Source organism: Oceaniserpentilla sp. 4NH20-0058 (assembly GCF_040371755.1).
Classification (GTDB): Bacteria; Pseudomonadota; Gammaproteobacteria; order Pseudomonadales; family Oceanobacteraceae; genus Bermanella.
This window is the reverse complement of sequence record NZ_BAABWE010000001.1, coordinates 359654-370178: the sequence shown is the minus strand read 5'-3', so window position 1 is coordinate 370178 and position 10525 is coordinate 359654. Positions and strand designations below refer to the sequence as shown.

The following is a 10525-nucleotide window of genomic DNA, read 5'->3' as shown; positions in this document are numbered from 1 at the left end:
AGCTGGCTGATGTTCTAAGCCAATATGCACTGCTTTATAACAGAGATTTATGAAGAAAACAGCCTCGTGGACTGGTTTCTTGAGATCTGTCATAAAATTAATTTTTTACGGCTAACCCTAAGGTTTATCCTGTTGGTTAACCTGACTATAATAGGCTCAAAATGGAGGTCACTATGGACTTAGCCGAAATACGGCGTACAAATGCTTCAACTATCATGCTTGAAAATGCACTGGATGAATTATCCTTTGCAATGTGTCTTGGCAAAGATGAAGAGCAAATCGCCGCTTTAATGGCCCCAACTAGCAAAAAAGTCATCTCAGATTCACTTGCTCGCTCAATGGAGCAGACCTTTAGCAAACCTAAGCTTTGGTTAGATACTGAGCCAGATAATACTATCACGAATGGCCCGAGTTACGACCTCTTTGGCTAGCGCCTAAAAAGTAGGTTGTACCATATAGAAAAAGGCCCAGCATTTGCTGGGCTTTTTGTTGCAACAACATGACTTTCTGTAATGCCGAAAGTCATGAGTCAACTGAGAATTGCAGAATGTGCTTAGGTTCCCATTATAAGCGGTATGCAGAAGGGGTTAGTCTTTAATATATCGCGATTGTAAACCTGTGTAAGCATCGATTCTGCGGTCCCTGAAATAGGGCCAAATTCGACGAGTCTTTTCAGTTTTATTAAAATCAATTTCGGCTTGTATTAAACAGGTCTCTTGGTGTTCGGCTATGTCTAGAAACTCTCCTTGAGGCCCTGTAATAAATGAATGCCCCCAGAATTTAATGCCAGAACTTTGATTGCTTGGGTCTGGTTCGTGCCCGACTCGGTTAATGGCAACAACAGGCAGGTTGTTTGCGATGCTGTGGCCACGTTGAACGCCAATCCACGCATCTTTTTGACGAGTTTGCTCGTCAGGTGTGTCTGTATCGTCCCAGCCTATGGCAGTAGGGTAGATGAGTATTTGAGCCCCTTTTAGGGCCATTATTCGAGCGCCTTCCGGATACCATTGGTCCCAACACACCATTACACCAAGTTTACCAATGCTGGTTTGTATTGGTTCAAAGCCATCAGGGTCGCCAGGAGTAAAGTAGTACTTTTCGTAAAAGCCTGGGTCATCAGGAATGTGCATTTTGCGGTAAAACCCAGCAAGTGAGCCGTCTCGCTCAAAAACTAAGGCTGTGTTGTGATATATGCCTGCTGCTCGTCTTTCAAAAATAGATCCTACAATCACCGCGTTTGAGTTTTTCGCTTGCGCACTTAAAAATTGAGCTGTTGGGCCGTCAAGTGGCTCGGCTAGGTCAAATTTATTGGGCTCCTGTGTTTGGCAGAAATAATCTGTGGCATGTAGTTCTTGCAAAACGATTAAATCTGGTGATTGCTTTGATGCTTGTTTAATAAGCGTTTTGGTAATTTCAAATGATTGTGCTTTTTCAGTTGAGCATGTTTGCTGAATACCAATCACTTTAATTATTTGAGACATAATCTGGATTTTCCTATGGGTTTACAGCGGCTGGAATTTGCATGGTTAAGCAATGCAAACTGCCAAATTGGCGAATAACCATTGAGCAATCAATTGGGATGATTTTATATTCTGGCAGTGCTTGTTGCATAGTTTGAACGGCTATTGGGTCTTGGGGAGTACCATAGGTAGGGAGTAATACAGCATTATTTATGAATAAAAAATTAGCATAAGTGGCTGGTAACCTATCGTTGCTTTCAGTGTCATATTGAGCATCGGGCCAAGGAAGTTCAATCAATTTAAATGGTTCATTTGGGCAGTTGGTAAGCTCACTTAATTGGGCTTTCATTTTTTGAAGCTCATCAAAATGAGCATCGTTTTTATCATTGCAGCCTTGAAAAATGATTTGATTGTTGGGGGCAAATCTTGCCAGTGTGTCGATATGGGCATCAGTATCATCGCCTAGTAAATCCCCATGGTTTAGCCATAATACTTTTTTTATGCCCAGTTGGCTGCTTAATAGCTGCTCGATTTGAGCTTGGTTTAAAGATGAGTTCCGGTTGGTATTTAATAGGCATTGGCGAGTGGTCAAAAGACAGCCCTTGCCGTCACTTTCGATGCTGCCACCTTCTAAAATGAAGTTGACCTTGTCTAGTTGATCACTAGGGTAGGCATTTTGATTAAATAAGTTTTGAGTGATTTGGTTGTCCAGTGAGGCATCAAACTTTTGACCCCAGCCATTGAAGATGAAGTCTTTTATAACCAGTTTGTTATTTTCTATAACAGCTATTGGGCCGTGATCTCTTGTCCATGTGTCATTATTTTGTGAAGCATAATAATGACATTTAAATTTCTTCTGTTTTAGGCTGCGGTTGATTGTTTCTACTAACGATAAATCTTGCACACTTAAAATAACATGCTCATGCTCTAATATGGTGTTAATTAGGTTGATATAAAATACTTGGATGTCAGCTAATATCCAGTGCCAATCAGTTTCTGCGTGAGGCCAAGTAAGCTGAATGGCGTATTGAGGGTGCCATTCAGCAGGTAGGTATCGGTTCATGTGTGTATTCTGAATAAATGTTAGTTTGAGCGATTAACAGTATGAATAAGGGACTTTGATTCAAAAAAGGCGCTAAAGGTGGGGTAATCCCATCGAGTAATGGGGGGCTTTCCTTTTGCTGGATGTACCTTTATTGGTTCCCCATATGTTTGCTTAACCGTATTCATGGATGTGCCCCTTGTAGGGCCAATGCTATTTTGCTTTATGTTTTTAGCAGATAGAGGGATGGAGATTTCTTCTATTTCTGTGTGGGTTTCAACTATTTCATTTTCATTTGCATAGGATGAAATGCATGCACAAAGCAGTAATGTGAATGCTGTGATGCTTTTATGTAGTTGCAATGATTTCATATTCATAGCCATTAGGTTGATTCTATCCTTAAATTTTAGCGTTAAATAATCATGAAGACCATTTCATTTCACAAGGGAATTCATTAGTCTTACGTTTTTTCACATTGGTAGTTATAGCGAATGCTTAAAACCTTGCCTGTTTTAATTGGTCTCAGATACACAGGGGCTAAGCGGCGTAATCACTTTATTTCATTTATCTCTGCTATTTCAATGGCTGGCCTTACGCTTGGCGTGGCGGTGCTTATTTTGGTTTTGTCCGTCATGAATGGATTTGATCGTGAGCTTCGTCAGCGTATTTTAGGTATGGTGCCTCATGCTGCGCTTTATGCAAGGGATGGTTTAGAGGATTGGCAGGCATTAGCTGAAGTGGTGGAGGCTAAACCTGGGATTGTGGGTGTTGCTCCTTTTGTAAATATTCAGGGGATGATGACCCATAAAGGCCGCGTTCATGGCGTCATGGTTAACGGCATCGAGCCAGAATGGGAGGCCAAAGTTTCAATATTGCCTGACTTTATGAAGCAGGGAGAGTTTACATCTCTTCAGGGTGGTGCTTATCAGGTGATATTAGGGGATCTTTTGGCGAGAAAGCTAGGGGTGACGTTAGGGGATAAAATAACCCTAATAATGCCTGAAGCAAGTTTAACTCCAGCAGGGGTTATGCCTCGATTAAAGCGTTTTACTGTGAGTGGTATTTTCTCAGTAGGTGCAGAATTGGATGCTAATTTTGCATACATTCATATGACAGATGCGGCAAAACTGGCTCGCATGAAACATTCAGCCCAAGGCTTGAGATTACAAACAGAAGATTTATTTCAAGCGCCCAGAATAGCATGGAACCTTACGTTTGATTTAGATGCCAGTATTACCAGTAGTGATTGGACACGGACGCACGGCAATTTATTTCAAGCCATTCAAATGGAAAAAACCATGATCGGATTGTTACTGCTGATAATTGTAGCGGTTGCGGCTTTTAATATTGTTTCGACTCTGGTTATGGTAGTCACAGATAAACAAGGGGATATTGCCATTTTAAGAACTCTTGGGATGTCCCCTGGCAGTATTATGAAAGTCTTCATGGTTCAGGGTTCGGTAATTGGTGTGGTTGGTATTTTGTTAGGAACCCTATTAGGCATTATTTTAGCGCTGACGGTTTCCGATATTATTGCGTGGGTTGAGCATTTGTTAGGTATTCAATTTTTGAATGCTAATGTCTACTTTATTAGTTATTTGCCATCTGAACTCAAATGGATGGATGTTTGTATTGTTACTGGTAGTGGTTTATTAATGAGTTTTCTTGCAACTTTATATCCTGCCTACAAGGCTTCTAAAGTTAAACCTGCCGAGGCATTACGTTATGACATCTAATCAATGGGTTTTACGCTGCCAGTCTTTGGTCAAAGAATATAAAGTTGGGCCTGAGCCCATTCGTGTGTTGGATAATCTGGAGTTTAACTTACAAAAAGGGGATTGGGTTTCCATTGTTGGTGCATCAGGTTCAGGGAAAACCACATTGTTAAATATGCTTGCCGGCCTTGATTCACCAACGCAAGGTAAGGTGTTATGGGGTGAGCAAGACATCCAACTATTAAATGAAGCCAGCTTAGGTAAATTTCGGAACCAGCATTTAGGATTTGTTTATCAGTTTCATCATTTGTTAGCTGAGTTCAGTGCTATAGAAAACGTGGCCATGCCATTATGGATTCAGGGTATTAATAAGTCTGAGGCATTAGCTCGGGCTAGTGAGATGTTGGCGAAAGTTGGCTTGAAGTCTCGTGTTGAGCATAAGCCTGCAGAGTTATCCGGTGGTGAACGTCAAAGGGTGGCCATTGCACGAGCATTAATCACACAGCCAGCCTTGGTTCTACTGGATGAGCCTACTGGAAACCTTGATGCTTCAACTGCTCATGATGTACAGCAGTTAATTGCAAAGTTAAACCAAGATATGGATACCGCTTTTGTTGTGGTTACCCATGATCAAAGCTTTGCTCGATTAGCAAAAGAAAGTTATACGCTGTTAGATGGCCAATTAAAGCCCATGGTAGAGCTTGCTTAATTACGAATTGGAATGGCGCTTGAGTTTGCGCTTGTTCCAGTTGCTAATGACATGAAAACGCCAAAATAAACGTATACCTACATAGCTGGCTAGCGAGAATATCGCACCGCACAATAAAGAGCCTAGAATCAAAGGTTGCCAAATGGCTCCGAGTTCTGTGAGTGCCCACTCTAAAGACAGCTCGATTTCGAATGCACGAGTAGGGGTGTCTAATAATATCGTGCCGACTTTATAGGTGAAATAGAAAATAGGTGGAATAGTGATGGGGTTACTGATCCAAACAAGTCCTATGGATATGGGTAAGTTTGAATGAGCAAAAACACCAATTAATGCCGCTGCAACCATTTGAAATGGCATGGGCATGAAGGCAAAAAATACTCCGACTAAAAAGGCGCGAGAAACAGATCGTCGGTTTAAATGCCAAAGATTAGGTTCATGAAGTAATGGTCCTAAAAACTGTAAAGAAGGCTGTTGCTGAATGGTCTTAGGGTTGGGGAATAACCGCTTAAGTGTCTTTTTTGGCATAGTTTTCTCTGGCACGTCCCCAGGAATAATTTAAATCAATGGACATGTGTCCCCAGAAGTGGGCGCAATTATGCACGGAATGCATAGATCATGCTAGTTCAGATACGACCCATTTATGGTTTTATTATAGGTGTATTATTGGCTTCTATTTTTCCTTTAGAAGTCCTGTTGTTATCTCCCTTATATCTCATATTGGTGGCTTTTGTTGCTCCTAAGCAAATTATTCTGGCCTTAGCATTTATGCTAGGGCTTATTTGGGTTTGCACTCATTGGTTTATAGCAGATAAACAGGCTTGGCCAGAGTCGGCAGGTAAAATTGAGCTAACATTAAAAGGAAGGGTAGAGAACCTAACCTTTGAAGCTAATAAAACGGGGTTTGATTTTTACACCCAAGGGCCACATTTTGAAAAGCTTAAAGTCAGTTGTTATTACTGTCCTTATGTATTGAATCCCTCCCAAACTTGGATTTTCAATTTACGCATAAAGCCGATACATGCTTTTGCTAACCCTCAAGGCTTTGACTATCGAAAATGGATGCTTACCAAAGGGTACACAGCCCAAGCGTATGTAAATGTGAAATCGACACAAAACCGAGTAATAAACGATACACAAAATGTATTGAAAGTTACTGTTTCTGATATGTTTGCTTGGGATGAGCTTCCTATATTACGAGCATTGGTATTGGGAGATAAATCCAGTATTCCAGCCGATATCAAAAGAACAATATATTCATTAGGTATAAGCCACCTTTTTGTTGTCTCTGGATTGCACATTGGAATTATGGGGGCATTTATTGGATTAATAGTTTATTGGTTGCAGCGGCCTTTATTATTGTTTCACTGGTGTTATGCAAAAGAAGTGGCTGTTTTTTTTAGTGTGCTGGCAGCTTTTTGTTATGGGTATCTTTCTGGTTTTCAAGTGCCGGCGTTACGGGCATTTTTTATGTTGTTTTGTGCCGGTGTGTTTGTAATTTCTTCGCGCCATATTCATGTGCTTAATTATTTAATCGCAGGGTTTATTGGAACGGTGTTTCTTTATCCGATTGCCTTTATGGATATGGGAAGCTGGCTTTCATTTTCTATAGTGGGGGCTTTGATTATAGGTTTAAGTGGGTATCGTAAATTACCTTGGTATATGGGGTTATTGAAAGTGCAGTGGTTGGCGTTTTGTGTTGGAGGCTTAGTATTAATTGGGTTTGGGCAAGGGGTTGTTCCAGGGGCCTTTTTGGTTAATCTGTTGTTGATTCCCATATTTAGCTTAATCCTGATGCCGCTTATTGTTGTGGCCGTTATTTTATACGGGCTTTTTTCAATTCAACTATTTTCAGAAATTGAATACGGACTGAATTTAATATTTCAACTTCTAGAGCTCGGGAAAGCGTTCTTGAGCTGGTGGTTACCGATTCATGAAGGGAATGTTCTGCTTATTTGTTTATCCCTTATATTATTGGTATTACCAGTAGGGTTAGCATTAACAAGATTGGCTGTCGCTGTTTTAGTGATTGGTTTGTTGCTTCCCGTAAATCGTTCTCATAGCGGCGGGTTTCGTTTAACTGTATTAGATGTTGGACAAGGAAGTGCGGCAGTAGTTGAGACTACGAATCGTACGATTGTTGTAGATACAGGTGCTAGGTTTATGAATGGGGCTACATTGGCCGACATGGTAGTTATGCCTTACCTTAGGCAAAAAGTCATAAGAAGTGTGGATTTGTTGCACCTAACCCACAATGATAATGACCATGCAGGTGGTAAAAATCAGCTAATCCCGTTTACAAATGAAGTGATCACGCAAAATGCCTGTAAAAATGAACAATGGGAGTGGGATGGTGTCTTATTTGAGCGCTTTCAGTCCCCCGACCATTATGAGGGTAATAATGGTTCGTGTTTATTGAAAATAACCTCTACTGGCAAGCAAAGTGTTTTGTTCACTGGAGATATAGAGCAAGAAGCAGAAGATAAGTTAATCTCTCGTTTTTCTCAGACATTGAAGTCAGATGTGATGATTGTGCCACACCATGGTAGTAAAACATCCAGTTCTGATAATTTTTTAGATGTGGTTGATGCCCATACTGCAATTATATCTGCTGGTTTTTTGAACCGATATGGTCACCCACATGAACAAACTTTAATCAAATTAACCGATAGAAACCTGTCGGTGTACACAACCTTTATAAATGGGGCCCTTCAAGTTGATTTTCCACCTAGACAAGCGGCGCTAGTTGTTTCAACATACCGCCCTTAATTGCATTAACAGAATAAAAATTTTAGGAGTAAATGAGGTGAAAGAACTGGTATTTGCTGGCGGCTGGATGATGATTCCCCTTATTTTGTCCTCTATTTTGGCCGTAGCCATTTGTATTGAGCGTTTTTTTACACTCAGAACTGAAAAAATAGCCCCTAAACACTTGCTTGCTCAAGTATGGATGTGGATAAAAAATAACGAATTAGACGGCACTAAACTTAAGCAGTTAAAACAAGAATCTCATTTAGGTTCGATTTTAGCAGCTGGGTTGAGTAACTCCCGTCATGGCCGCGATATTACTAAAGAAGCCATCGAGCAGGCTGCCAGTAAGGCTATTCATGAAATGGAGCGCTTTTTGAACGCGTTAGGTACCATTGCTGCCGTTGCTCCATTGATGGGCTTATTAGGAACAGTACTGGGCATGATTTCAGTCTTTAATGAAATTCTGGCGCAGGGTACAGGTAATGCTGGCGTACTGGCAGGGGGTATCTCAGAAGCCCTTGTGACCACTGCAGCGGGTATGATGATTGCCATTCCTGCGTTAATTTGTTTTCGTGTCTTACAGCGTCGTATTGATGAAATTGTCGTATTCATGGAACAAGAAGCTGTGAAACTGGTGGACGTACTGCACGGTGACCGTGAAGTTAGTGAGATGCCAGAGGGTTAAATTGTGAATTTTAAGCGTCAAAATAAAGAAGAGCTTAACTTAAACCTGACCCCTTTGATTGATATCGTATTTTTGTTGTTGATATTTTTCATGGTAAGTACCACCTTTACCAAGGAAAACCATTTAGCGATAAACTTACCAGAAGCAGATGGTGAGGTTGCACAAGCACCCGATACCATGGTTGAAGTGTTGATAGATAATCAAGGTATGTACAGCGTAAACGGCCAAGCTTTAATCGGGCAAAAAATCATTGTGCTCAAACAGGCCATTGAAAAAGTATCGGCGGGTGATCGAAGCCTGCCGTTTATTATTACCGCGGATGCGGCTACCCCTCATGAATTTGTAGTACGAGCCATGGATGCGGCCGGTCAATTGGGTTTTTCTCGATTGAGTATTACCAGTAAACAAGCTAAATAAATATGAAACAGTCCGAAGCTACAACCGATTGGGCGCTTTATAAGCGCCTACTTGGGTTTGTATTTCAACAAAAAGCCATGTATGCCATTGCTATGCTTGGTTTTTGTATCTATGCATCTACTGCACCTATGCTTGCTCATTTGATGGATTTAATTGAACAGACCTATCAAACCCCAACAATTGAAGCGCGGTCTCTTTTGGTGGTTATGGTTTTGAGTATTTTTGCATTTAGAGGGTTGGGCAGTTTTCTGGGAGATTTCTTTTTAGCAAAAGTGGGTCGCACAGTGGTGCATAAACTGCGTACCGCATTATTTAATCATTATTTGATCTTGCCAAACGATTTTTTTGATAAGCACGCTAAAGGCCATATCATCTCAAAAATCACGTTTGATGTTGAACAGGTTTACGGCTCTATTACAAATGCGGTTACCAGTTTGGTTCGGGAAGGCTTAACTGTCATATTCTTACTTAGTTATATGTTCTATATGAATTGGAAGCTGACACTTATCTTCTTTGCCGCAGCGCCTTTTTTAGCTTTGATAGTTAAACAAGCTAACAAGTATTTCAAAAAATACAGTATCAATGTTCAAGGTAGTATGGGAAAGGTGACCCAAATAGCTGGAGAAGCTGTTAACGCATATCAAGAGGTTAAGATATTCTCTGGTCATGAATACGAGAAAAATCGTTTCGCTGGTGCCAGTGACGTAAACCGTAAACAGACCATTAAATTTTACCGCGTGAAAGCTATAAGTGTGCCCGTCATGCAGATGATTGTTGCCATGTCTATCGGTGCACTAATCTGGGTGGCTTTAGATCCTAGGGTAATTGGTGGTATGGACTTCGGCGAATTGATGGCCTTTATGACGGCCGCCAGTACATTGGCCAAGCCTATGCGCACATTGGCAGGTATTAATGCCATGATTCAACAGGGCATAGTTGCTGCGAAAAGTATTTTTGATGTTTTGGGTAGTCCTGTTGAAGACGATTTGGGAGAAATTGACATTACTCGATCAAACGGTGATGTCACGATTAAAGACTTGAGTTTCTCATACCCAGATTCAGATGAAATGGTTTTAAAAAATATACAACTTGAGGTAAAACCCGGTGAAAGCGTCGCGTTGGTTGGTAAGTCAGGAAGCGGAAAGTCGACACTGATTAATTTGTTAACACGGTTCTATGATTATGAAACAGGAGACATATTCTTAGATGGCACTAGTATCAAAAATTATCCATTGGATGATTTGCGTCGTCAGATCGCGTTAGTTAGCCAAGGTGTTACATTATTTAATGATACGATTTTCAATAATATTGCATATGGTTGCCTAGCTGAAAAAACCAAGGAAGAAGTTTACATCGCAGCTAAAGCGGCTCATGCACTAGAGTTTATTGAGCAATTGCCACAAGGTATGGATACCATCATTGGAGACGATGGAGTGATGTTGTCAGGTGGGCAGCGTCAACGTTTGGCCATTGCTAGGGCTATATTAAAAGATGCTCCAATTTTAATTTTGGATGAGGCGACCAGTGCCTTAGATACTGAGTCTGAGCGTTATATTCAAGATGCATTGGATAACTTAATGAAAAATCGTACCAGTTTTGTGGTGGCACATAGGTTAAGTACAATTGAAAATGCGGACACTATTTTAGTGGTAAATAATGGTGAAATAGTGGAGCGTGGCAATCATAATTCATTGATCAGTAAAGGTGGTTTTTACAAAAACCTTTATGATATGCAATTTAGTGGATAGC

General features: G+C 40.8%; 11 protein-coding genes. 7 read left to right on the top strand and 4 right to left on the bottom strand.

The window, feature by feature from the left end; all coding sequences use genetic code 11:
• Positions 1-173: 173 nt before the first annotated feature.
• The gene (locus ABWV45_RS01690) at positions 174-431 is read left to right on the top strand and encodes a hypothetical protein (RefSeq protein WP_353348036.1); all 258 of its coding nucleotides are present in this window, start codon (positions 174-176) and stop codon (positions 429-431) included.
• A 156-nt stretch (positions 432-587) separates the two neighbouring features.
• Here the strand turns inward: ABWV45_RS01690 and ABWV45_RS01685 are convergent, their stop codons facing one another.
• Genes ABWV45_RS01685 through ABWV45_RS01675 form a run of 3 tightly spaced genes read right to left on the bottom strand, consistent with a single transcriptional unit; the run spans position 588 to position 2873 of the window.
• Complete coding sequence (locus ABWV45_RS01685; protein WP_353348034.1) at positions 588-1481, bottom strand: carbon-nitrogen hydrolase; 894 nt, start codon at positions 1479-1481, stop codon at positions 588-590.
• 13 nt (positions 1482-1494) lie between these two features.
• Positions 1495-2523, bottom strand: coding sequence for an agmatine deiminase family protein (locus ABWV45_RS01680; protein WP_353348032.1), 1029 nt, complete (start codon positions 2521-2523; stop codon positions 1495-1497).
• A 20-nt stretch (positions 2524-2543) separates the two neighbouring features.
• Positions 2544-2873 carry a hypothetical protein gene (locus tag ABWV45_RS01675; protein WP_353348030.1) on the bottom strand — a complete coding sequence of 110 codons (330 nt, stop codon included), beginning with the start codon at positions 2871-2873 and terminating at the stop codon, positions 2544-2546.
• A gap of 120 nt (positions 2874-2993) precedes the next feature.
• On the opposite strand from ABWV45_RS01675, the gene ABWV45_RS01670 reads away from it, so the two are divergent.
• Entirely contained in the window at positions 2994-4238 is a 1245-nt protein-coding gene (locus tag ABWV45_RS01670; RefSeq protein ID WP_353348028.1) for a lipoprotein-releasing ABC transporter permease subunit, read from the top strand.
• Positions 4228-4926, top strand: a complete 699-nt coding sequence (locus ABWV45_RS01665; RefSeq protein ID WP_353348026.1) for an ABC transporter ATP-binding protein — start codon at positions 4228-4230, stop codon at positions 4924-4926. The genes ABWV45_RS01670 and ABWV45_RS01665 overlap by 11 nt, the downstream gene beginning before the upstream one ends.
• On the opposite strand, the gene ABWV45_RS01660 is transcribed toward ABWV45_RS01665, so the two are convergent.
• Positions 4927-5451: a DUF2062 domain-containing protein gene (locus tag ABWV45_RS01660; protein WP_353348024.1), complete on the bottom strand. Its 525-nt coding sequence runs from the start codon at positions 5449-5451 to the stop codon at positions 4927-4929.
• 90 nt (positions 5452-5541) lie between these two features.
• Between ABWV45_RS01660 and ABWV45_RS01655 the strand changes: the two genes are divergently transcribed.
• The 4 genes from ABWV45_RS01655 to msbA are packed head-to-tail and all read left to right on the top strand — an operon-like array spanning position 5542 to position 10524.
• A complete protein-coding gene (locus tag ABWV45_RS01655; protein WP_353348022.1) occupies positions 5542-7692 on the top strand; it encodes a DNA internalization-related competence protein ComEC/Rec2 in 2151 nt (716 codons plus the stop codon).
• A 37-nt stretch (positions 7693-7729) separates the two neighbouring features.
• Positions 7730-8359 carry a MotA/TolQ/ExbB proton channel family protein gene (locus tag ABWV45_RS01650; protein ID WP_353348020.1) on the top strand — a complete coding sequence of 210 codons (630 nt, stop codon included), beginning with the start codon at positions 7730-7732 and terminating at the stop codon, positions 8357-8359.
• Between the two features lie 3 nt (positions 8360-8362).
• On the top strand, positions 8363-8776 hold the full coding sequence (locus tag ABWV45_RS01645; RefSeq protein WP_353348018.1) for an ExbD/TolR family protein: 414 nt from the start codon (positions 8363-8365) through the stop codon (positions 8774-8776).
• Between the two features lie 2 nt (positions 8777-8778).
• Positions 8779-10524, top strand: coding sequence for a lipid A export permease/ATP-binding protein MsbA (msbA, locus tag ABWV45_RS01640; RefSeq protein ID WP_353348016.1), 1746 nt, complete (start codon positions 8779-8781; stop codon positions 10522-10524).
• The last annotated feature ends 1 nt before the right edge of the window (position 10525 follow it).

What these genes read in the sequence shown, in the direction of transcription:
- msbA (WP_353348016.1), top strand. Translation starts at nt 8,779, where the DNA reads ATGAAACAGTCCGAAGCTACAACCGATTGGGCGCTTTATAAGCGCCTA.
- ABWV45_RS01660 (WP_353348024.1), bottom strand. Translation starts at nt 5,451, where the DNA reads ATGCCAAAAAAGACACTTAAGCGGTTATTCCCCAACCCTAAGACCATT.
- ABWV45_RS01690 (WP_353348036.1), top strand. Translation starts at nt 174, where the DNA reads ATGGACTTAGCCGAAATACGGCGTACAAATGCTTCAACTATCATGCTT.
- ABWV45_RS01685 (WP_353348034.1), bottom strand. Translation starts at nt 1,481, where the DNA reads ATGTCTCAAATAATTAAAGTGATTGGTATTCAGCAAACATGCTCAACT.
- ABWV45_RS01665 (WP_353348026.1), top strand. Translation starts at nt 4,228, where the DNA reads ATGACATCTAATCAATGGGTTTTACGCTGCCAGTCTTTGGTCAAAGAA.
- ABWV45_RS01675 (WP_353348030.1), bottom strand. Translation starts at nt 2,873, where the DNA reads ATGAAATCATTGCAACTACATAAAAGCATCACAGCATTCACATTACTG.
- ABWV45_RS01680 (WP_353348032.1), bottom strand. Translation starts at nt 2,523, where the DNA reads ATGAACCGATACCTACCTGCTGAATGGCACCCTCAATACGCCATTCAG.
- ABWV45_RS01655 (WP_353348022.1), top strand. Translation starts at nt 5,542, where the DNA reads ATGCTAGTTCAGATACGACCCATTTATGGTTTTATTATAGGTGTATTA.
- ABWV45_RS01670 (WP_353348028.1), top strand. Translation starts at nt 2,994, where the DNA reads ATGCTTAAAACCTTGCCTGTTTTAATTGGTCTCAGATACACAGGGGCT.